Source organism: Vibrio sp. Isolate33 (assembly GCF_022397895.1).
In the GTDB taxonomy this organism is placed as follows: Bacteria; Pseudomonadota; Gammaproteobacteria; order Enterobacterales; family Vibrionaceae; genus Vibrio; species Vibrio pomeroyi.
On the sequence record NZ_JAKEUP010000001.1, the window covers coordinates 102,542 to 122,779 of the forward strand.

The window sequence follows — 20,238 nt, forward strand, 5'->3', positions numbered from 1 at the left end:
TGATTATCTTTCCAGTGTGTCGACTAAGGCTCGCACATTGTGCCGCGGGACGTCGCACTTTGAATCACGCCGCTGGTATCAGCAACCCAATTAATAGTGCAGTCACGATAAGGGTTTTTGAATGCGTGTACTGTATAACCATTGTCTAACGGCTTCTTGGTTTCAATCCAAGCATAGTTTCGAGACGCCCAAAAACTGATAGGGCGTGACCGTTCGGTGAGATAACGTTCTTGTACATCGGTTATGTCTGAACCGATGTATTGTTGAATATGTTCTTCCGTGTTGATTATTTGGCTGGTACACGCCGTCGCTAGCGCAGCAAAAGCCAAAACAAAAATACGCATTTCAAATCCTTTTAAGCTTCATTAGCTATCATCAAACCAGTGATCAAATAGTCCCAACTTTCTATCCTTAAAGCCACAACTGTTACCTTAAACCCATCTCAATCAAGCGTGTTGAGATTGAGCTTTTTTGAGTTTTGACCCTGTTATCGATAACCTCTAATAGAACGAATCAAATCCCTTTAGTACACGTTAGCAAGAATATGCATACAGTTCGATTACTTCTCATGTAATGTTATGTAAATTTCCTTACGCTACTCGGCAAACGTAAACAATGTAAATTGAATGCCAATACGAATGATTATCAACTAAATTGTCGCCATAAAATTTATAGGTATTGGTTTATATGTCGTTAAAAAGTAGGGCGGTTCAGTCATGGGCTCGTCGACTTCATGTTTATATTTCTATGGCACTTCTGTTCGTGGTTCTTTTTTTCTCAGTGACAGGTATCACTCTGAACCGACCTGAGTTATTTGAATCAAGCCAACCCAATATCCAACGCTCTACGCTAACGCTTCCTACAAGTTTATTTACGGTCCAAGACGGACGTTTAAAGGCTGACGAGACAGCCTTTGAAACGTTTTTGTTTGAAGAAGCCAACCTCTCCGGCGTTCCTTCAGGTTTGGACATCTACGCAGAGATTGAAGACGGTGAGTTGCTCATCGGTGAGGTATCCATGGACTTCAAGGGACCAGGCTACAACGCTTCCGTGTTTGTTGATGTCCCGTCTGAATTTGTAGAAGTCGAAACCACGAATTACGGCGTTATCGCATTGTTGAACGATCTACATAAAGGTCGTAACAGCGGTGAAGTATGGAAATGGTTTATCGATATCACTGCGCTATTGATGATCTTCTTTGTGCTTACTGGCGTGTGCTTACTGTTACCGAAGAAAAAGACACTTAATACTTCCATCAAATGGACGGTGTTTGGGTCTGCAATCTCACTAGTTATCTATTTTGTCGCCGTGCCTTAACGCTTGATTCGATTGATGAATCGGATTTAAGAACGAACTTAAGGTTAAACGGATTTAAAAGGTTGTTAAAAATGAAAAAAATGAACTGGAGCAAGGCGCTTCTTGCTTTATCTCTTTTGCCAAGCCTAGGTATGGCACAAGCGATTCCTGATACGGCAAAACTGGATGTCAGCTTTGAGCTTCCAAAGATTGATACCTCTATGTATGCACGTCCTTATGTGGCGGTGTGGGTAGAGAATAGCGAACGAAAGTCAGTGAAAACCATCGAGCTTTGGGTCGGTAAAGACGAATGGCTTAAGGATCTGCGTAGCTGGTGGAGAAAGGTTGGCCGTTACGATCGTGAACTGGTTGATGCTGTGACGTCTGCAACACGTCCTGCTGGTCAGTACCGTTTCGTTTGGGATGGCAAGAGCGACAGCGGTGAAACGCTAGAACAAGGCGAATACACGGTTCATATTGAAGTGGTTCGCGAACACGGTGGCCGTAACTACCTTCGCCAAAAAGTATCACTCACAGATTCAAACACATCTTACGAATTAAAAGCAACGGAAGAGACGGGTGAAATCACCCTGAACTACATCGTTAAATAGTAAGTGCGAACAGTAACTAGTAAGTACGAACTAAAACCAAGCTGAACAGAATAGACAGTGGTCATCGTAGGCTCAGATAGAGCGACACGGCTAACAATTATAAATAATGGAATTGAACATGATGAAACAGACAAAAATCAAAGCACTTGCTCTAGCGGGTGTGATGGCATTCGGCCTAGCTGCAACTACAACGGCACAAGCTCACCCACGTTGGATTTTGCCGTCTCACTTCACTGTATCTAAAGAAGGTGGTGATTGGCTAACGTTCGACGTTACTGCGTCTCACGGTACGTTTGTTTTTGATAAGCCTGCTGGCAGCGAAAATGCGCATGTCATCATGCCTGATGGTCGCAGCGAGCGTCCTAACTTTGTTATTCGTGGCAAGCGTCGTTCAATCTTCGACTTCTATTTTGAAGAAGAAGGTACACACAAAGTGGCGATCAACAACCAGCCGTCTTACTACACGCAATACAAGGCCGGTCGCCGTGACACGGTGAAATGGATTAAAGCAAACAAAGCCGAGCGTGATTCTGTTCTGCCTGAAAAGTCACGTGACGTGGTAACGCAGATCAGCTTCACTCGCGCAGAAAGCTACATCACAGTAGGTAAGCCAACGGATTCGGTGTTCAAAATTGAAGGCAAGCTTCTTGAAATGAAGCCTGTGACGCACCCTTCAGATATCGTTGAAGGCGAACCAGTAACATTCCAGTTCTTCTACAACGGTGAAATCCAGAAAGACGTGAAAGCCGAGATTACTCGTGAAGGTACGCTTTACCGCAACCACCAAGAGCAGATTGATGTGGTGAGTGATGAGAACGGTGAAATCACGTTTACTCCAGACGTAGCAGGTCGTTACGTGATGAAAGCGAACTACAAAGGTGAGTTGATTGACAACCCACTGGCAGACAAAGCAAGCGCGAACGTTCACCTAACGTTCGAAGCACTGCTTCAATAGTCTGTGATATCGGGGCTAGAGCCCTGATTAAGAACCAAAAAACTTAAGGGCTCATTTGAGCCCTTTATCGCTCAGTTTACTTCTGAGAATTTGCACTGTGGCTAGGGTACGAACCATGACAATAAAAACAAAACTTAACGCTTTAATGACTCCTTGCTTAGCACTGGGACTTGGTTTCGCTGCATTACCTGCGCAAGCACACTTTCCTCTGATGAGCTGCTGGTTTGAAGGCAAGACCGTTGCTTGTGAAGCGGGTTATTCGGATGGCAGCAAAGCGATTGATTACGCGGTTGAGATGTACGATTACGAAGACAACTTGATTGCAAAAGAGATGACAGATAAACGTTCTATCGTTGAATTCCCACACCCTGACACTGAGTTCTACCTTGTGTTCGATTCAGGCCATGAGTTTCCCGTTGAAGTTGATGTTGTTGAGATCAGCGAAAAATGATGATTCAAAGCGTACGTGCTGATACGGGCGGCAGAGAGGGCAAATGGGTAGGGCTGATCATTGTGTTCATCCTTTGCTTTGCAACCGTCGTGATCCCATTTCATCAGGCAGAATCCCACGTTAACGCAGTGCTTGATCATCAAATTCTTGTGACTGATGTTGAACAAGAAAACTTGGCGATGCTATCAGAGCTGCGTTTAGCTCATGAAGAAATTCGAGATCTGCGCATGGACTCAGACGGTGAGTGGCCGAGTGTTGCATCACTTAAAGATGAATGGGTTGCCCCGTTTGTAGAAGATCAGAGTTGGAAGCGCAAAGGCTCTCATGCTTGGGTACTGGATGAGCGTGGTTACTATTTCTCTGCTCCAAGTGAATCTGCGACACCAAGTGAACAAGCTAAACCAACCGATCATGGTTCTGCGGATTCCTTTATTTTAAACGCGAACAGCGTTTCTCCTGAAATCTGGATCTTCTTGGGTGGTGTAGCGAAACAGCCAGCTACTTTTGACCAACACACGCTTGAGTCTACTGGTTGGAAAATGGTTGTGAACGAATCAGAAATTGAACAGCATCATGAAAGCGATGCTCACTAATAATAAGAGAATTACTATGCGAATTATGACTCTGTTCATGTCGTTATTAGCGGTGTTCATGGCACCTAATGCATTGGCAAAAGAATATGAGATCGATAGCGACAAGCTGACGATTGGTATCACGCTTCAGCCTTACTACAGCTACGTGAAAGCCGTAGTAGGAGACAAAGTGAACATTCTTCCTTTGGTTGACGCAGGCTTCAACCCACATAACTATTTACCACAGCCCAATGATTTAAAGCGATTAAGCCAGATGGATGCAATCGTTGTAAACGGTATTGGTCACGATGACTTCGCGCTTAAAGTGATTTCAGCAGCGCAACGTGATGACTTAGTGGTGATCGAAGCAAACAAAGAAGTGCCTCTGCTTCCTGCTCTTGGTCAGTCTGTTGGTCAAGGTGCCGTAAACCCGCATACCTTTGTGGGGCTTTCGACAACGATTCAAAAGGTTTACACCATCGCCAGTGAAGTTTCTAAGCTCGACCCAGACAACGCTGCGTTTTATCGCAAGAACGCGCGTAAGTACGCTAAGCAATTCCGCTTTATGAAGCGTGACGCGATGCTGTCACTGGGCGAACTCGATACATCAGGTATGAAGGTCGCGACTACACATAATGCTTATGGCTACATCCTTCAAGAGTTTGGTGTGGATGTAGCTGCAGTAATCGAGCCGGCACACGGTGTTGAACCAAGTGCTAGCCAGCTGCAAGAGACGATCGAGAAGATCCGCGCATCAGGCATTGATGTTCTGTTCTACGAGCTAAACATGCCAAACCGTTTTGTTGACACGATTGAAGCGGAAACAGGCGTTCAGCTTTACCGTTTTTCTCACATGACGCACGGCGAATACGAAGACGATAAAGTAGAAGTTGAGATGAAGAAGAACCTTGAAACGCTAATTGAAGCCATGAAATTTGCGGCGGCGAACCAAGCTAAAAGCGGGAACGCATAATGTTAGGTCCATCAATCTCAATTAATAAACTCGGTCTGCAATACGACAACAACGTAATTCTTGATGATATCTCGCTCGAACTTAAAGCGGGTGAATGTCATGTGATCATGGGGCCAAACGGCGGTGGTAAAACTTCTTTGCTGCGCTCTGTACTTGGTCTTACGTCTTTCTCTGGTCAAATCAATATTCACTGGCCAGAAAAGCCGAGCATTGGTTACGTCCCGCAAAAAGCGACCTTCGAGTCGAGCTTACCTTTGACGGTAATGGACTTCGTACTGCTTAATCAAACGCGAATCCCGTTGTTCTGGCGTCGTAAATCTAAGCAATTGGATCTTGCACTCGCACAATTAGATCGCGTTGGCATGGCGACACGTAGCGACCGCCGCATGGGACAGTTGTCCGGTGGTGAGCAGCAACGTGTGTTGTTTGCCCAAGCACTGCTGGATAACCCAAGCCTACTCGTTTTAGATGAACCAACCACGGGTATGGACGAGCAGGGCGTTCGTTATCTTGAATCGCTGATTCGTGAATGTGTTAGTGAAGGTCGTACGATTCTTGCGGTACACCACGATGTGACGGCAGTGCGCCGACTTGAAGCGAACGTACATGTTGTGAATCGATTCTTGGTGGATAGTGGCCCACACGAAGAAGTCTTACATCCAAGTAAAATCGAGAGCCTATTCCAGCACTACAGCAGTGGCTCTGCCATGACCAAATCGAAGGAGGTTGCGTAATGGATTGGTTACGACAACTTGCCATTAGTGGTGTGGAAGCGGGCTGGTTATCAGACAGTTTCATGTATGCCTTTATGGTCAATGCTTTGGTTGCAGCGTTACTACTTGGTCCTCTGTTAGGTGGTCTGGGTACTTTGGTGATTGCCAAGCGTCTGGCTTTCTTCTCAGAGGCTGTCGGTCACGCAGCATTAACCGGTATTGCAATTGGTGTTTTGCTTGGTGAGCCGCCAGAAAACCCAATCATTGGCCTGTTTAGCTTCTGTATGATCTTCGCTCTGCTTCTTCACTTTGTAAGAAACAGAACCAACGTACCATACGATACCTTAGTGGGTGTTTTCCTTGCGTTAGCGTTAGCAGTTGGCGCGGCGTTACTGATGTACGTAGCGCGTAAGATCAACATCCACATGCTTGAAAACGTACTGTTTGGCTCGATTCTTACCGTAACAGACCAAGACTTAGCGATTCTTGCAGGTAGCTGCGCGATCATCATCTTGCTCTTGATACCGACGTTCAACCGCATTCTCTTGACTTGTATCAGCCCTGATATTGCTAAGGTTCGTGGTTACAACACCAGCTTTTACGATTACTTGTTTGTCATGATGATCACCTTAGTGACAATTGCGGCCGTGAAGATCGTGGGTGCAGTTTTAGTTGGCGCGTTATTGCTGATTCCAGGTGCGACAGCTCGATTGCTGACTAAACGTATGGGAAGCTTTGTACTGCTGTCGGCATTACTCGCAACCATCGCATGTTTGGTTGGAACAGTGTTGCCTATGGAGTTAAAACTGCCAGTGCCATCGGGCGCGTCAATCATCATCGTTTCTGCGACGTTTTTCCTAGCAGCAACGCTATACCGAATTGTAAGAAAGGCGTAATCATGACTTGTTTAATGAATCGTATCGCTAGCTCAGTAAAAGCAGCGGCTCAAGTGAGTGTACTTGGTAGTGTATTAATGGCTGGTTCTGTGATGTCACTGAACGTGAATGCAGAAGACATTCTAACCAGTACACCAGTGACTTATGCATTGGCGACAGAGCTAACCAAAGGCACGGACATTACGACCGAATATTTACCACCCAAGCGCTACGGTATTGACCGTCTGCCGAATTGGTTTGGTACCAAGGGTGCGAGTAAAGTGCTTCAATCGGGTGAAAAGGCGACCGTTGCGGTAACGTTGTCATCGATCTGGCAAGCGGATCCTACCTTTGTCTACGCAAGACAAGGCAATATCCGTTTGGTTGAAGTAGATGCGGCTCAAGCGATAACACCGCGTGCACAAGGTGTTGCAGCACTTACATTGTCGAATGGTGATGTGTCTAAATACGCGTGGTTAAACCCGACCAACTTAACGCGTATGGCGGCGATTGTGGCTGACGACTTTAAGTTGCTGTGGCCTGCGCAAGCTGAAACGATTGATAGCAACTTACAACGTGTGATGTTGGATGTTCGTGAACTGATCAACAAGCAGCAAGCAGTATTACTGGATAACGACGTAGATTCAGTATTGCTGCTTTCAGAAAGCTTGGAAGATTTTGCGTCTGGCAGTCAACTGTTTGTTGAAGAGCGTATGTTCAAAGCCGAGCTTGAGTGGACAGACGAAGACAAAGCCAAGCTTAAAGAGATGTTCTCAGAAGACGATGCTCTATGGTTAGTTACAGCGAAAAAGCCAAGTAACTTGATTAAATCATTGGTACCGAATGAGCGTATCTTAGTGGTGGATTCTGTTGATCGTTGGGGTAGAGCTGGGATTAATGGAAAAGCGCCGTTTGCCCGTTGGGAAGTGCAGCCATTCAAAGGTTAATCAGCGCGATTACAAATGGTAGGATCAAAAAAGCAGCCCAAATAAAGGCTGCTTTTTTTGTTCTTGCCTGTTGGCTCTGAAAAGAGTGTCAGACAAGAGGACTGCGAGTATAAACTTACTCTGCAGCTTTTGTCTCTTCAGCTTCAACAGTTGTTTCTACGGCACCTTCAGCTTGCTCTTGAGCTGCTTTCGCTTGTTCTTCAGCTTCCATTTTTGCACGGTCAGCTTTAGAAATGTAGCGAGGCTTGTTGCTACTATGCAGTTTAGAATTCGCCTGTTTCTGCTTCTTTTTTAGAATTTGATTGATTTTTTTCTTACGGTTCATTGCTGCATAGCCTTGTATTTAGTTTAGGCGGTGGAGGATAATCATTTTAGCTCTAGAACTCAATATTTACATGGTATTCAGCAAGGAAAATATCACTATGCAGGCAGTCGAGACCGAACGTTTAAGATTAAGAATGATCACACCTCAAGATGCGGCGTTTATTCAACGATTATACAGCTCAAAAGATTTCCTGCGTTACATTGGTGATAAGGAAATCAGCGACACTGACAAGGCTGTCGAGTACATCGAAAACAACATTCTTAAGATGCACGAAGAGAAGGGTGTTTGTTTGTTGATGGTTGAAATCAAGGAGACTTCAACGCCAATTGGTATCTGCGGACTAATAAAAAGAGACACCCTAGAGTCGCATGATATTGGTTACGGGTTTGTTCCTGAGTTTTATGGTCAAGGCTTTGCCCAAGAAGCAGCGGAGGCGATAATTGAACAAGCTAAGCAGAATGCTGATATCGATCATTTAGTTGCCATCACAACCTCTGATAACATTCGAAGCATCGCACTACTGACTAAGTTAGGCTTTGTGTTCGAGCGAGTTGAAGATGTGATAAGCGAAAGCGTTAATCTCAACTTGTACGGTTTCTCATTAGGTAATTAAACATGTTCCAACATAACAATATTCTACAAGGCGAGCTGGCAACGGAGTACAAAACCGTTATTGCGATGGTGCACATCTATTGCAAAGATCACCACGGTGAGGTTCGTCAGAATAACGCGTTATGTGAGGAGTGTGAGCAGCTGCTGCGTTATGCCGAAACACGGTTGGATAGATGTCCTTATGGCGAAGCAAAACCGACCTGTAACAAGTGTCCAATTCATTGCTATAAACCGGATCCGAAAGAGCAAATGCGATTGGTGATGCGCTATGCCGGGCCAAGAATGCTACTTAAGCATCCGATATTAGCGATCAGGCATCTGATTCATGAAAAACGAAAAGTGCCGGAAAAGCCATTGCCGAATGTGTCGAACCGCCATATTCGAATGAATAAGAAGTAACTTGCGCTTTAAAGTTGTTGCTGAAGAAGCGAAAAAGGTCTGATTTCTCAGACCTTTTTGTTTTTCTATCTTATTGTTCAGAGGGCAGTTAGCTTGATGAGGTTAAGCCGCTTGTGGTTCTTCGTAGGTCACGGTTAAGTTGTTGATCCAGCGTCTGCTCAGGTAACGGTGTGAACAGATGGCTAATTTCACGACTTCTTCTACTAACATCAGTCCATAGATGTATTTGAAGTCCCATCCAGCGACAAACGCGCCGTAAACACATACTGGAATGCCCACCATCCACATTGCGATGAAATCCATGCGAAGGCAGAACGCATTATCACCACCAGCACGAATAATACCGTTAATGATCACCATGTTGAGCATACGAATCACAACCGCAAAGCACATGATCATCATCGCTGGCGAAGCGAGCGGGTATAAAGCGTCTGTGGTCAGGTTTAGCCATGATAGAACATGCTCTTTACCCATAAACAGCATCAAACCGACAACCGCACCAAAACCAATCACGGCTTTGATGAAGGTCAGCCCCATACTCATAGCGTCATCAAACTCATCTCGACCGAGTGAGTGACCAAGCAACACTGAACACGCTACAGAAATACCAAAGAATATCGAGTAACACAGCGACTCAAAAGGCGCGAGCATTGAGAATACCGCGAGCTCCGTTGTGCCCATATGACCAAAGATCATTTGGTAAGCCATGGTACCCATTGCCCATAAAACGGCATTCATGGTCAATGGCAGAGCAATACGACGGTAAGACAACCACAATGACGGACGATGCGGTGAACTCGGCGTGGTTAACAGCCAGTGGTTACGCATACGCATGTAGCCATACATCAAGCCCACTTGAATCAAGCGCGCCAAAGTTGTTGCCAATGCCGCACCTGCAACACCCATCGCCGGAATACCGAAGGCACCTTTGATGAGCACGAAGTTAAGTGCGATGTTAAGAGCAATGGTCACCGCACCAAGTAATAGTGGTGTTACGGTGTCACCTGATGAGCGCATGCTTGCTTCTACCACGACCACAATGTGAGTCAGCAGCAGAACTGGGAATCCATACCAAAGGTAAGTTGCGCCAAGTTTAATCACGGTTTGATCGCTGGTTTGCAACATCATCAAAAACTGGGAACCAAGAGTGATGATTGCAGTCACAGGCAGCAGAACTTTTAAGCCAAATACCATCGCGATAGACGATACTGTGCGCGCGCTTTTACGGTCGTTCTTTCCCCAATATTGAGCGACTAATGTTCCGTTTGCTGAGGCCAACCCTGCCATAATCATAATAGCAACGAAGTGCCATTTTGATGCAATTCCCACAGCAGCAGCTGCTTCCATGCCAAAATCACTGACCATTAACACGTCAGCAAGGGCAAGAATAGCAACCAGTGCGCTTTGCAAAGCAACAGGCAAACCAAGTTTAACGATACGAGGTAAGATGCTCTCTGGCTTGTTATTCATAGATGAGTTAGGGTTGATGTTAGTTGTCATAAGCTCTCCGATTTATGGCAGAACTATAGTGATTTGAGCGAAGTAACAACATGTTTAAAAAACAACAAAACCTGTGCGAATCCGTCATTGATACCATGAAGCCTAAATCAACGTGGCAAGATGATGTTTTTCTCGCGGAACAATGTAAAGAACGTTTTTTGACCGTTGAAGATATCCCAGAGATGAAAAGCTGTGGTGTCTATATGGGTGGTATGGCAAAGCTGCATGACGCGTATTGGGTTGAACGTGAATCTGTCAATGTTCATACGTTGATTTTTACGCAAGAAGGGGGCGGAATCCTAACCACCGCAACCTCAGTACAAGCGATTACGCCATACACGCTGGTGGTTCTTCCTGCTGGAACCCCATTTCGCTTTGAACTCGATCCTCAATATAATTATTGGAAAATGGCGTGGATGCTGACGCCTGATACCCCACAGTGGCAACATATCGCGAGTTTAGGTCAGAGCATTGTCCCTTTCGGCGAGTGCGAACAAATCTGGTCGCTGATGAACTTGGTTCACTTTGAAATTGGTGGTAGGGCAAGTTACAGAAAGCTATTGATGAGCGAAATCATTCGCACGTTAACAGGGTTTGAACCTAAATCGACCAGCACCACGGCACGTGTTCAGGCGTTATACAACGAAATCGAAAGCAGTCTACATTTAGCGTGGACAGTAGCAGGCATGGCTGAGCGTGTGTTTATTAGTGAAGAGCAGTTAAATCGAGTCACGAAGTCGCTGTTCAATGTTTCTCCGCGCAGTAAATTGATTCAGTTGAGAATGGACAAAGCGACCAGTTTGTTGAAGCAACAAGATTGGTCGGTGTCGATGATAGCCAATCGTCTGGGTTATAAAGACCCATATAACTTCTCACATCGGTTTAAGAAGCATTTTGGATTATCTCCGAGCCAATATCGTAAAAGCCACCGCCTGACACGCTAACTTATTGATCTGAAAATCAAAGTAAAAGGTCGGTAGAAATGTGTCTGATATTCGGCCGAAATTTAACTTAAAATCCAATATAAAACAGTGTTCATTTACGATGTCTGATAACTGAAGAATGCAGTAGATTTACTGTATTGTTAACGATCGGGGTTATGTACTTTTCTCTTACTTTTATGGTCATGCCTATGCAAATCGGTATGGCTGATTCACAAAATAAGAGGTAAGTGATGCCACAAGATATAACGGACATGCCGGACTTTAGTTCTGAACGGGTAATCGTTCTTAACAGGCGAGAAGTGAATACTAAAACGAAATTGGTCCGAAAGGAAGAGAACGGGTCAATCGTCGGGACGCTATCTGAACCACACCGTAAGGTACTTTTCTATCTTTACCAGAACAAAGGCGTGGTCATCAGCAAGAATATTCTCAAGCGCGTAGGGTGGCCTGGTAAGTCTGTGACATCCGCTTCAGTGCTTGTTGCCATTTATGAAATTCGCAGAATGATAGACTGTAAATGCATCTATACCATACCGAATGAAGGCTATTTGTTAGAGCCCAGACCCTGCTGTTGATATTCTGTTCATATTCTTATAATAAAAATTTAATCTCTTTACCGTATACGCTGCTTTCATTATCTTCGATTTTAAGCGTCCATTTATAAGTGACGTTATTAAACACATCTCTTAATAAAGTTGTGTCGTTGGTTGCTCTATTAGGGAATATTATATGAATACGGACTCTTCCCCTGTAATTGAAGGTAAACGTGTAGAACAAAACGAGGTATTGGAGGTAAACGGAAAGGTTATTGAGCTGAACACAAAGCTCATACGCAATCTGGAAAATGGTTATATCGTTGGAACGATGCCATTAGCTTACAGAAAAATGATTCTCTCTATGAATCGTCATCGTGGACAACTATTCAGTGTCCGCCAGTTAAAAAATATCGGTTGGGAAGGTGAGAAGGTCACTAACTCTTCGGTGATTGTCGCTATTTCAGAGATACGCTCAATTCTTGGTGATGGATTGATCTTAACGATCACGGGAGAAGGCTATGTGTTTCAACCATAGTGTTCACCACTAAGTATCGCGTATAAAAAAGGGCGCTTCCTTGAGACTTATCGTCTTTGGTGAAGAGCCCCTCAGTGTATCGTTCAACCTTACGTGATTAGAACTGATTATTCGCCAGCGATTTGTAGTGGAGAGCGTTTTAGGCTTGCGATCAGCATGTAGATCGTTGTCGCTAGCAGAGACGCGAACAGGTAAGTGAATAACCCTGCTTGAGAATCCATGAAGCTGTCTGCCACAATTGGACCCGCAACTGAACCGATGCTGTAGCAAAGCAGCATGATTTGAGTCACTGACACCAAGTAGCTTGGATCTAAGTTACGGCAGCCCAAGTTAATTGCAATTGGGTAAAGTGCGAACGTCGCCATGCCTAGCACGAATAGGCTCATGCCTAGTACGTAGAAGTCATGATTGATCGTTAGTACACCAATGCTTGCCACACCTAGTAGGCAGAACAAAGCCATTAACAACACTTGTCCTACATGGTGAGATAACCACGTCACCATCGGCTGTACAGCCATCCCACCCATGATCACTAAAGCCATCAAACCGCCAATGTCTTCATGCGCAATGTTACGTTGAGCAAGCTCTACTGGCATTAAACCGTAAATAGCACCCAGTGTAAGCCCAGAAACGATGCAGCCGATTAAAGCGCTGTGGCTTAACTTGCTGACTTGTTTTAGAGATAAAGACTGAGCATCGTGGATCTGTGGTGGAGTCGCTTGCCCGTACATCAGCACAATGATCGCACCAAATAGCAGAGTGAACATCGCAATAAAAGGTACGCCACCAGTGATACCTAGGTAACCAATACCTAGCTGACCAACCGCAGAACCGCCGTACAGAGAACACATGTAAATCGCTAGGCGTTTAGCACGCTGTGATTCGTCACCGCTCATAAGCCATGATTCAACAATTACGAAGATACCTGCTACCGCCACACCAGCAACAAAACGAGCCAATAGCCATACTGCTTGATGTGGAATCAATGGTAATACAAGGATCGTTGCAATGAACACGCTCAGTGCCACTACGAATGCGTCTTTATGACCAATACGAGCAATGGCGCGCTCAATCAATAACGTACCCGCTAGAAGACCTGCATAAAAGGCACTCGCCAACCAACTCGATAGATTACTGTCTAGGCCATATTCAGACAGCATTAATGGCAAAGAGCTCATTAAGTAGCCTGAAGCGATCGCGTAGAAAGACAGTGCAATAACTGGAACGGTTATGCGAGTTGTTGGTTGGATGTTGTCCAATGCAGGAGCCTCCGATAGTGAAAGAAACGATGAATTTTCCGCGACTATGGGGGAGAAACTGAATTGGGTAAAACGAATAAAAATGGTCGTTAAGATAAAAGAAATTTATCGACTAGCGAAACTAAAATACCGTTGCGATATTTGGTTATTTCACGAGATTTTATGTGGTCAAAAAGCCGTTAAACCTTTGTTCATCGGTGATTTAATAGATAAGGCGACAGCATAATAATTCCTGCGACCAAAATTTAATTAAATGCGTGATTTTCTGTTAGACCGCCTCTTTACGGTATTGGTGTGGCGAGCTTCCACTCCACTTACGGAAGGCATGACGAAAGTTCGCGCTATCTGAAAATCCCACACGCTCAGAGATCTCCTCAATGCTCATTTTGGTCGAAGACAGATAGTGTCGAGACAGATGAAAGCGGACATGGTCGAGTATCTTCTGATAGCTGGTATCGGCCGCTTTAAGGTGTCTACGCAGTGTGCGAGAAGACATCCCCAATTCTGAAGAGATAGATTCTATCGATGGGTAACTTCCTGGTCTCTCAAGCAGCATTTGCGAGACCTTTTCTTTAAGGCTGGTGGACGCACTGACTTTTGCCAACATGTCATCACATGATTTAAGACACATCTGTAACGTGATGGTATTGGCCGTAGGAAGAGGCGAGTACAAGCTGGTTGCATCAAACTGCCATTCAAGGCGGTCACTATTAAATTCAACAGGACAACGGAAAATCTCGGTATAGAGGTCACCGTATTCTGGCTTCGGGTAAGGGAAGCGGATCACTTGGGATGGAAAGGGCTGTTGCAGGACTTCTTCACACAGGCTTTGAATTGCCGCGAACCAATATTCGCAACAAAATGGCAGCAGAGAGTCCAAGTCGATCAGCTGTTCTGCTCTAAAGTACCCAACGTTATCTTCTACCGACATAGTTTTTCTAAGTACCGGTCCGGCAAGTTGCAGGTATTTAAATCCAATCAATAAAGCATCTAATAGCGTTTCGCTACTGAAGACTGCATAACCTAGAACACCAAAGTCGCTAAACCGTGCTTGTTGCCCGACTCTTAACCCTAAACCGTCTTCATCACTGTTCGCTAGTGCATTGCTAAATACCGCCAACTTTTGCGCCAAGGTAATGTGCGTGTCTGGCGTGTTGAGCTGAAGGTCATCAATGTTACTGCCTTCCAACAACGCTTCGATATTAAGCGCGGGTGACATATAGCGATGCAGTAGTTGAAGGTCAAGAATACCGAATGCTTGCATATCGGGTTCGTAGACTGCGGTGTATTCCATAGGATGCCTCTTGTTGAATATCGTCATCTTAACCGAACTTTTAACATTTACGCCTGTTGCTTGTTCTCACTTTCCTAAGCTTGTTCAAACTTTTGCTTGATGTGTGCAAGGTTTTACAAGGTCTGATTGAGCTGTGTCCGAATATCACCGGTTTTTGTCTTTTTGAAACCTGTTCGATATGTTATCAAAATGTTGTAATTTGATGGGTTGCACATTGGAGCGTCTCAAACATTTTGCTCAATACCTACTGCTTCGCTCAATAAGTACTTTTACCTACATGACACGCCAATGTGCAGGCTCTGATAGCAATAAAGACAACACTTATTACAACGATTAAAACGTCTAAGGCGAATGTGACCGCTAGGTCTAGCCAAATAAGGAGATCATGGATGCACAATCTTGCTGTTAACTTGGAACGTAGCGCTTCGCTGTTTCCAACTAAAGCCGCTCTGCGTATGGGCACGGATGAAGTCAGTTTCGCTCAGTTGGAACAACTTGCTGGGAAGGTAGCTACGAATCTAGAGCGACTTGGCTTAAAAAAGGGCGATAAGGTCGCATTGTCATGCCCGAACGTGATTTATTTCCCTATTGCTTATTACGGCATTCTAAAAGCTGGCTGTGTCGTTGTGCCTTTAAACGTGTTGTTTAAGGCTCGAGAGATCGCTTATCACCTTAATGATTCTGACGCGAAAGCTTATTTATGCTTTGAGGGCAGTGAAGAGTTACCTATTGGGCGCTATGGATTACAAGGTTTTGCGCAGGCCGATAACTGCGAACATTTTGTGTCTATGCCAATACCAAATGGCGCAACATCCACACTCTCAGAAAACCATCAGCAGCAAGAAACGATTGCAGATTGGCTAGCACAACCTTTGGATACGTATGAGTCTGTAGCGTGTCATGGCGATGATACCGCGGTAATTCTTTATACGTCAGGTACCACAGGCCAGCCAAAGGGCGCTGAGCTTTCCCACACCAACATGCAAACCAATGCGATGTCGTCACAGTATCTTATGAGATTGGAATACAGCGACACGACCATGGCCACACTTCCTCTGTTCCATAGCTTTGGCCAAACCGTCATGATGAACGCGAGCGTGTTGACGGGGTCGACCATGGTTTTGATTCCGCGTTTTGAGCCGTCATTGGTGATCGACCAGATCATTAGCCATAAAGTGAGTGTCTTTGCTGGTGTTCCTACCATGTATATTGCGTTGCTAAAGGCGGGAGAAGAGTCTCCTGATAGTTCAGAAAAAACAAACAAACGGTCTGAACAGGTTAAACATAGCTTGAGGCTTGGCGTGTCTGGTGGTGCTTCCATGCCACTTGAGGTCATTCGTCAGTTTGAATCACGCTTTGAATTACCGGTATTGGAAGGATACGGGCTATCTGAAACGGCGCCAGTCGCGACTTTCAATCATATCGATGGTGATCGTCTGTCGGGCAGTGTTGGTCAGCCGCTGTGTGGTCACCTTATTAAAATTACTGATGTACAAGGCAACGCAGTGGCAATGGGAGAATTGGGCGAAGTATGCATTAAGAGCCCAAGTGTCATGAAAGGTTACTATCAAAGACCTGAAGCAACGGCAGAAGCGATCAGAAATGGCTGGTTTTTAACGGGTGATATCGGACGCGTTGATGAGCACGGTAACTTGTTCATTGTTGATCGTGTGAAAGACATGATCATCCGCGGTGGTTACAACGTTTATCCGAGAGAAATCGAAGAAGTATTGATGTGTCATCCTGACGTGGAAATGGTGGCAGTGGTCGGTGAACACCATGATCAGCTCGGTGAAGAGATTCACGCCCATGTGGTGCTTCACGAGCATACTCAATCTGACAGCAAAGCCTTGATGGCTTGGTGTCGTGAGCAACTCGCGGATTACAAATATCCTCGTAAAGTGTTCATTCGTAATGCATTACCCATGACGGCAACAGGTAAAATATTGAAGCGAGAGTTGCATCCTTTAGAAGTCGCGGAGGCAATCAATGGATAACTATGACTTTATTATCGTGGGCGGTGGCTCCGCTGGTTGTGTGATGGCTTCTCGGCTGTCTGAAGATCCAAATACGACCGTTTGTTTGTTGGAAGCTGGTGGTAAAGACACGAGCCCATTTATCCATACTCCAGTGGGTGTTGTGGCGATGATGCCAACCAAGCTCAATAACTGGGCTTTCGAGACGGTTGAACAGCCAGGATTAAATGGTCGTAAGGGCTACCAACCGAGAGGTAAGACACTCGGTGGCTCTAGCTCTATCAATGCCATGATGTACGCTCGTGGACATCGCTACGACTACGACACTTGGGAAAGCTTAGGTAATGTTGGCTGGAACTATGAATCGTGTCTGCCTTACTTTAAGAAAGCAGAGAATAATGAAGTCCACCAAGATGAGTATCATGGTCAAGGTGGCCCATTGAATGTGGCAAACCTTAGGTCGCCAAGCCCAATGTTGGAACGCTATTTAACCGCGTGTGAATCGATAGGTGTTCCTCGCAATGAGGACATCAACGGTGCCGCTCAGTTTGGTGCAATGCCGACGCAGGTGACTCAGCTGAATGGTGAACGATGCAGCGCAGCCAAGGCTTACTTGACGCCAAATCTCTCGCGTCCAAATCTCACCGTCGTGACCAAAGCAACAACACATAAGGTTTTGTTTGAAGGTAAGAAAGCGGTCGGGGTTGAATACGGCTCAAATGGCAAACGTTATCAGATCCGATGCAACAAGGAAGTCATTTTGTCTGCAGGTGCTTTTGGCTCTCCTCAGTTATTGTTGTTATCGGGCGTTGGCGCTAAAGATGAGTTGGCGGTTCATGGCATCGAGCAAGTTCATGAGTTACCGGGAGTGGGTAAGAACCTGCAAGATCATATCGACTTGGTTCACTCATACAAGTGCAGTGAAAAGCGCGAAACTTTTGGTATCTCGCTGCAAATGGCATCTGAAATGACCAAAGCTTTACCGCTATGGCATAAAGAACGCCGTGGGAAAATGAGCAGTAATTTTGCAGAGGGAATCGGCTTTCTTTGCTCCGATGATCATATTGCTGTACCGGATTTAGAGTTTGTATTTGTGGTCGCAGTCGTCGATGACCATGCGAGAAAAATTCATACTAGTCATGGGTTTACGTCACATGTCACCTTACTGAGACCTAAGAGCCATGGCACCGTGACTCTGAATAGCGCCGATCCATACGATCCGCCAAAGATCGACCCTGCGTTTTTCAGTCACCCTGAAGACATGGAGATAATGATTAAAGGATGGAAGAAGCAGTATCAAATGCTAGAGAGTGAAGCGTTCGATGATATCCGTGGCAATGCTTTTTATCCGGTTGATGCCAATGATGACAAGGCTATCGAGCAAGATATCCGTAACCGCGCTGATACTCAATATCACCCTGTTGGAACCTGTAAAATGGGTGTCGCTGATGATTCACTGGCGGTGGTGGATAGAGATCTTAAAGTCCATGGGTTGAATAACTTAAGAGTCATTGATGCGTCGGTTATGCCGACATTAGTCGGGGCCAATACCAATGCGCCAACCATAATGATTGCTGAGAAAGTCGCTGATCAGATTAAAAGCCAATATAACTTGGATAAGAAAGACAGTGTAAACGAGCAAGGCGCGAATGAAAGCGCAGAACATGGAATGACAGGTTAGAAGCACAGATTAGAGATAACAGGCGGATTTACAATAGGTTAGGGAGCCTTATCCATTAAGGGTCCTTAACCTATTTTGTTTGTTGATAACTCAAAGAGCCGAAACAAACTTACTTATTTAGAGCTTGATTAAGCCATTGATCAAATTGACCTTTGGGTAGCGCACCGTTGATCGTGTCGACACGTTTTCCGTCCTTAAATACCATCACAGTAGGGATGCTTCTGATTTGGTACATTGCGGCAAGTTGCTGCTGAGCTTCGGTATCAATCTTAACGAATCGAACATCTCCAGAACGTTCTTTTGCTACGTCGCTGAACACAGGCGCAAAGCCAACGCATGGGTTACACCATGTTGCCCAAAAATCGACAACCACAGGCTGTGAACTGTTCAAAATAGATTGGAAATTCAATGACGTGCCTTCGATTGGCGCACCGTCTAGCAATGCGTTTTTGCATTTACCACAAGTTGGGCTTTCTGAAATTCGTTCTGAAGGAACTCGGTTTACGCCACCGCAAGAAGGGCAACGTGTGTTGAATGTAGACATAACTTTCTCTTTTTATTGCAACTCCGTGTCTAACGCGATTTACGAATCACGCACGGAACGCTTATACTGTTTAAAACAAGAATACGATACTTAAATAAAAACAAACAATAAACAGGTAAATGATGACAAAATTTTACGCCGAGATTACTGGCTGGGGAAAGTGTCTGCCACCAGCCGTGCTGTCCAATGATGATTTAAGCACTTTCATTGATACGTCTGACGAGTGGATTCGTACTCGAACTGGTATCGAAAACCGTCGTATCAGTCATGTAAATACCTCTGAGCTAGCGACTGTTGCTGCTCAACACGCAATGGCGTGTGCTGGCCTTACTGCCGAAGATATCGACCTCGTGATCATCGCTACATGCAGCCCTGATTCTCTTATTCCAAATACTGCGTCTAAAGTTCAACAGAACCTAGGCATCAAGAGTGCAGCGGCTTTTGACCTTAATGCAGCATGTACTGGCTTCATTTACGGTGTTGAAACCGCGACTCGATTGATTCAAGCGGGTAACTACCGCAATGCGATCGTTGTGGGCGCAGAACGTCTTTCATTCTTCATTGATTGGACCAAGCGTGATACTGCGGTTCTATTTGGTGACGGCGCTGGCGCTGTGGTTCTATCTCGCACTGAAGAGCAAGTTGGCCTGCAAGAAGCGCAGATCGGTTGTGACGCCGAAGGCCGCGATATTCTAGCAGTACCAAAGTTCGGTACTTCTATGGATCGCTTCGCTGCTGACAACGGTTACTGGGACTTTGATTTCGTAGGTAAAGAGATCTTCAAACGTGCGGTTAAAGGCATGGGTGCGGCAGCACACACTGTATTGAGCCGTACAGGAATCTCAACAGACAACATCGATGTTGTGATTCCTCACCAAGCAAATATCCGAATCATTCAAACTCTGTGTGATATGGCGGGCATTGAACGTGAGAAAGCGTTCGTGAACATTCAAAACTACGGCAACACGTCGGCTGCGACTGTGCCAATTGCTTTATGTGAATCGTTAGAGCAAGGCTTTGTTAAACCGAACTCAAACATCCTTGTAGCGGCATTCGGTGCCGGTTTAACTTGGGGTGCTGGTCATATTAAATGGGGTAGCCGTGTTGAACCACTAGGTCAATCGGATGCTAAGCTACCAGAAGCGGATAAGTCGGCTTTAGAGCTTTTAGAAAGAGCCATTTTACACTGTAAAACGCGTCCTAATTCTGAGAACGAGTAGCAGCATGGTGCAAGTTCGTT

Annotated in this window: 23 protein-coding genes and 1 pseudogene; 18 read left to right on the top strand and 6 right to left on the bottom strand. The window is 45.3% G+C overall.

Features of this window, described 5'->3' with window-relative positions; all coding sequences use genetic code 11:
• Nucleotides 1-23: 23 nt before the first annotated feature.
• Nucleotides 24-344 carry a hypothetical protein gene (locus L1D37_RS00460; protein ID WP_239846474.1) on the bottom strand — a complete coding sequence of 107 codons (321 nt, stop codon included), beginning with the start codon at nt 342-344 and terminating at the stop codon, nt 24-26.
• A gap of 343 nt (nt 345-687) precedes the next feature.
• On the opposite strand from L1D37_RS00460, the gene L1D37_RS00465 reads away from it, so the two are divergent.
• From L1D37_RS00465 to L1D37_RS00505, 9 genes are all read left to right on the top strand, one after another.
• Complete coding sequence (locus tag L1D37_RS00465; RefSeq protein ID WP_239846475.1) at nt 688-1,317, top strand: PepSY-associated TM helix domain-containing protein; 630 nt, start codon at nt 688-690, stop codon at nt 1,315-1,317.
• 71 nt (nt 1,318-1,388) lie between these two features.
• On the top strand, nt 1,389-1,907 hold the full coding sequence (locus tag L1D37_RS00470) for a DUF2271 domain-containing protein (protein WP_239846476.1): 519 nt from the start codon (nt 1,389-1,391) through the stop codon (nt 1,905-1,907).
• A gap of 118 nt (nt 1,908-2,025) precedes the next feature.
• Complete coding sequence (locus L1D37_RS00475; protein ID WP_017062544.1) at nt 2,026-2,862, top strand: DUF4198 domain-containing protein; 837 nt, start codon at nt 2,026-2,028, stop codon at nt 2,860-2,862.
• 115 nt (nt 2,863-2,977) lie between these two features.
• Entirely contained in the window at nt 2,978-3,313 is a 336-nt protein-coding gene (locus L1D37_RS00480) for a hypothetical protein (RefSeq protein ID WP_017062543.1), read from the top strand.
• Complete coding sequence (locus L1D37_RS00485; RefSeq protein ID WP_239846477.1) at nt 3,310-3,906, top strand: hypothetical protein; 597 nt, start codon at nt 3,310-3,312, stop codon at nt 3,904-3,906. Before L1D37_RS00480 ends, L1D37_RS00485 begins: the two co-directional genes overlap by 4 nt.
• 16 nt (nt 3,907-3,922) lie before the next feature.
• Entirely contained in the window at nt 3,923-4,858 is a 936-nt protein-coding gene (locus tag L1D37_RS00490; RefSeq protein ID WP_239846478.1) for a zinc ABC transporter substrate-binding protein, read from the top strand.
• The gene (locus L1D37_RS00495; RefSeq protein WP_239846479.1) at nt 4,858-5,592 is read left to right on the top strand and encodes a metal ABC transporter ATP-binding protein; all 735 of its coding nucleotides are present in this window, start codon (nt 4,858-4,860) and stop codon (nt 5,590-5,592) included. The genes L1D37_RS00490 and L1D37_RS00495 overlap by 1 nt, the downstream gene beginning before the upstream one ends.
• A complete protein-coding gene (locus tag L1D37_RS00500) occupies nt 5,592-6,467 on the top strand; it encodes a metal ABC transporter permease (RefSeq protein ID WP_065206162.1) in 876 nt (291 codons plus the stop codon). Before L1D37_RS00495 ends, L1D37_RS00500 begins: the two co-directional genes overlap by 1 nt.
• Nucleotides 6,468-6,469: 2 nt before the next feature.
• Nucleotides 6,470-7,393, top strand: coding sequence for an ABC transporter substrate-binding protein (locus tag L1D37_RS00505; RefSeq protein WP_239846480.1), 924 nt, complete (start codon nt 6,470-6,472; stop codon nt 7,391-7,393).
• Between the two features lie 115 nt (nt 7,394-7,508).
• On the opposite strand, the gene L1D37_RS00510 is transcribed toward L1D37_RS00505, so the two are convergent.
• Nucleotides 7,509-7,718 carry a DUF2986 domain-containing protein gene (locus L1D37_RS00510; protein WP_239846481.1) on the bottom strand — a complete coding sequence of 70 codons (210 nt, stop codon included), beginning with the start codon at nt 7,716-7,718 and terminating at the stop codon, nt 7,509-7,511.
• Between the two features lie 97 nt (nt 7,719-7,815).
• Here L1D37_RS00510 and L1D37_RS00515 point away from each other — a divergent pair, with 97 nt between their 5' ends.
• Nucleotides 7,816-8,331, top strand: coding sequence for a GNAT family N-acetyltransferase (locus tag L1D37_RS00515; protein WP_239846482.1), 516 nt, complete (start codon nt 7,816-7,818; stop codon nt 8,329-8,331).
• A gap of 2 nt (nt 8,332-8,333) precedes the next feature.
• On the top strand, nt 8,334-8,729 hold the full coding sequence (locus L1D37_RS00520; protein WP_017060975.1) for a nitrous oxide-stimulated promoter family protein: 396 nt from the start codon (nt 8,334-8,336) through the stop codon (nt 8,727-8,729).
• Nucleotides 8,730-8,831: 102 nt separating this feature from the next.
• Here the strand turns inward: L1D37_RS00520 and L1D37_RS00525 are convergent, their stop codons facing one another.
• On the bottom strand, nt 8,832-10,229 hold the full coding sequence (locus L1D37_RS00525; protein ID WP_239846483.1) for an MATE family efflux transporter: 1,398 nt from the start codon (nt 10,227-10,229) through the stop codon (nt 8,832-8,834).
• Between the two features lie 50 nt (nt 10,230-10,279).
• On the opposite strand from L1D37_RS00525, the gene L1D37_RS00530 reads away from it, so the two are divergent.
• From L1D37_RS00530 to L1D37_RS00540, 3 genes are all read left to right on the top strand, one after another.
• Nucleotides 10,280-11,173, top strand: a complete 894-nt coding sequence (locus tag L1D37_RS00530; protein WP_132763437.1) for an AraC family transcriptional regulator — start codon at nt 10,280-10,282, stop codon at nt 11,171-11,173.
• Nucleotides 11,174-11,403: 230 nt separating this feature from the next.
• A complete protein-coding gene (locus tag L1D37_RS00535) occupies nt 11,404-11,748 on the top strand; it encodes a winged helix-turn-helix domain-containing protein (RefSeq protein ID WP_076651188.1) in 345 nt (114 codons plus the stop codon).
• 154 nt (nt 11,749-11,902) lie between these two features.
• The gene (locus L1D37_RS00540) at nt 11,903-12,244 is read left to right on the top strand and encodes a helix-turn-helix domain-containing protein (RefSeq protein WP_017632411.1); all 342 of its coding nucleotides are present in this window, start codon (nt 11,903-11,905) and stop codon (nt 12,242-12,244) included.
• Between the two features lie 107 nt (nt 12,245-12,351).
• Here L1D37_RS00540 and L1D37_RS00545 read toward each other — a convergent pair whose 3' ends face one another.
• Nucleotides 12,352-13,503, bottom strand: a complete 1,152-nt coding sequence (locus tag L1D37_RS00545) for an MFS transporter (protein WP_017632410.1) — start codon at nt 13,501-13,503, stop codon at nt 12,352-12,354.
• On the opposite strand from L1D37_RS00545, the pseudogene L1D37_RS00550 reads away from it, so the two are divergent.
• Nucleotides 13,493-13,672, top strand: a pseudogene (locus tag L1D37_RS00550) (hypothetical protein); the annotation flags it as partial. The gene L1D37_RS00545 and the pseudogene L1D37_RS00550 sit on opposite strands and share 11 nt — an antisense overlap.
• 99 nt (nt 13,673-13,771) lie before the next feature.
• On the opposite strand, the gene L1D37_RS00555 reads toward L1D37_RS00550, so the two are convergent.
• Entirely contained in the window at nt 13,772-14,797 is a 1,026-nt protein-coding gene (locus L1D37_RS00555; protein WP_239846484.1) for an AraC family transcriptional regulator, read from the bottom strand.
• A gap of 389 nt (nt 14,798-15,186) precedes the next feature.
• Here L1D37_RS00555 and L1D37_RS00560 point away from each other — a divergent pair, with 389 nt between their 5' ends.
• Nucleotides 15,187-16,794, top strand: coding sequence for a long-chain fatty acid--CoA ligase (locus L1D37_RS00560; protein ID WP_239846485.1), 1,608 nt, complete (start codon nt 15,187-15,189; stop codon nt 16,792-16,794).
• The gene (locus L1D37_RS00565) at nt 16,787-18,454 is read left to right on the top strand and encodes a GMC family oxidoreductase N-terminal domain-containing protein (RefSeq protein ID WP_239846486.1); all 1,668 of its coding nucleotides are present in this window, start codon (nt 16,787-16,789) and stop codon (nt 18,452-18,454) included. Before L1D37_RS00560 ends, L1D37_RS00565 begins: the two co-directional genes overlap by 8 nt.
• Nucleotides 18,455-18,563: 109 nt before the next feature.
• On the opposite strand, the gene trxC is transcribed toward L1D37_RS00565, so the two are convergent.
• Nucleotides 18,564-18,998, bottom strand: coding sequence for a thioredoxin TrxC (gene trxC, locus L1D37_RS00570; protein WP_239846487.1), 435 nt, complete (start codon nt 18,996-18,998; stop codon nt 18,564-18,566).
• A gap of 122 nt (nt 18,999-19,120) precedes the next feature.
• Between trxC and L1D37_RS00575 the strand changes: the two genes are divergently transcribed.
• Nucleotides 19,121-20,218: a ketoacyl-ACP synthase III gene (locus L1D37_RS00575; protein ID WP_017097618.1), complete on the top strand. Its 1,098-nt coding sequence runs from the start codon at nt 19,121-19,123 to the stop codon at nt 20,216-20,218.
• The last annotated feature ends 20 nt before the right edge of the window (nt 20,219-20,238 follow it).

What these genes read in the sequence shown, in the direction of transcription:
- L1D37_RS00525 (WP_239846483.1), bottom strand. Translation starts at nt 10,229, where the DNA reads ATGACAACTAACATCAACCCTAACTCATCTATGAATAACAAGCCAGAG.
- trxC (WP_239846487.1), bottom strand. Translation starts at nt 18,998, where the DNA reads ATGTCTACATTCAACACACGTTGCCCTTCTTGCGGTGGCGTAAACCGA.
- L1D37_RS00495 (WP_239846479.1), top strand. Translation starts at nt 4,858, where the DNA reads ATGTTAGGTCCATCAATCTCAATTAATAAACTCGGTCTGCAATACGAC.
- L1D37_RS00540 (WP_017632411.1), top strand. Translation starts at nt 11,903, where the DNA reads ATGAATACGGACTCTTCCCCTGTAATTGAAGGTAAACGTGTAGAACAA.
- L1D37_RS00565 (WP_239846486.1), top strand. Translation starts at nt 16,787, where the DNA reads ATGGATAACTATGACTTTATTATCGTGGGCGGTGGCTCCGCTGGTTGT.
- L1D37_RS00530 (WP_132763437.1), top strand. Translation starts at nt 10,280, where the DNA reads ATGTTTAAAAAACAACAAAACCTGTGCGAATCCGTCATTGATACCATG.
- L1D37_RS00535 (WP_076651188.1), top strand. Translation starts at nt 11,404, where the DNA reads ATGCCACAAGATATAACGGACATGCCGGACTTTAGTTCTGAACGGGTA.
- L1D37_RS00500 (WP_065206162.1), top strand. Translation starts at nt 5,592, where the DNA reads ATGGATTGGTTACGACAACTTGCCATTAGTGGTGTGGAAGCGGGCTGG.
- L1D37_RS00575 (WP_017097618.1), top strand. Translation starts at nt 19,121, where the DNA reads ATGACAAAATTTTACGCCGAGATTACTGGCTGGGGAAAGTGTCTGCCA.
- L1D37_RS00485 (WP_239846477.1), top strand. Translation starts at nt 3,310, where the DNA reads ATGATGATTCAAAGCGTACGTGCTGATACGGGCGGCAGAGAGGGCAAA.
- L1D37_RS00515 (WP_239846482.1), top strand. Translation starts at nt 7,816, where the DNA reads ATGCAGGCAGTCGAGACCGAACGTTTAAGATTAAGAATGATCACACCT.
- L1D37_RS00465 (WP_239846475.1), top strand. Translation starts at nt 688, where the DNA reads ATGTCGTTAAAAAGTAGGGCGGTTCAGTCATGGGCTCGTCGACTTCAT.
- L1D37_RS00490 (WP_239846478.1), top strand. Translation starts at nt 3,923, where the DNA reads ATGCGAATTATGACTCTGTTCATGTCGTTATTAGCGGTGTTCATGGCA.
- L1D37_RS00475 (WP_017062544.1), top strand. Translation starts at nt 2,026, where the DNA reads ATGATGAAACAGACAAAAATCAAAGCACTTGCTCTAGCGGGTGTGATG.
- L1D37_RS00470 (WP_239846476.1), top strand. Translation starts at nt 1,389, where the DNA reads ATGAAAAAAATGAACTGGAGCAAGGCGCTTCTTGCTTTATCTCTTTTG.
- L1D37_RS00510 (WP_239846481.1), bottom strand. Translation starts at nt 7,718, where the DNA reads ATGAACCGTAAGAAAAAAATCAATCAAATTCTAAAAAAGAAGCAGAAA.
- L1D37_RS00520 (WP_017060975.1), top strand. Translation starts at nt 8,334, where the DNA reads ATGTTCCAACATAACAATATTCTACAAGGCGAGCTGGCAACGGAGTAC.
- L1D37_RS00460 (WP_239846474.1), bottom strand. Translation starts at nt 344, where the DNA reads ATGCGTATTTTTGTTTTGGCTTTTGCTGCGCTAGCGACGGCGTGTACC.
- L1D37_RS00555 (WP_239846484.1), bottom strand. Translation starts at nt 14,797, where the DNA reads ATGGAATACACCGCAGTCTACGAACCCGATATGCAAGCATTCGGTATT.
- L1D37_RS00560 (WP_239846485.1), top strand. Translation starts at nt 15,187, where the DNA reads ATGCACAATCTTGCTGTTAACTTGGAACGTAGCGCTTCGCTGTTTCCA.
- L1D37_RS00480 (WP_017062543.1), top strand. Translation starts at nt 2,978, where the DNA reads ATGACAATAAAAACAAAACTTAACGCTTTAATGACTCCTTGCTTAGCA.
- L1D37_RS00505 (WP_239846480.1), top strand. Translation starts at nt 6,470, where the DNA reads ATGACTTGTTTAATGAATCGTATCGCTAGCTCAGTAAAAGCAGCGGCT.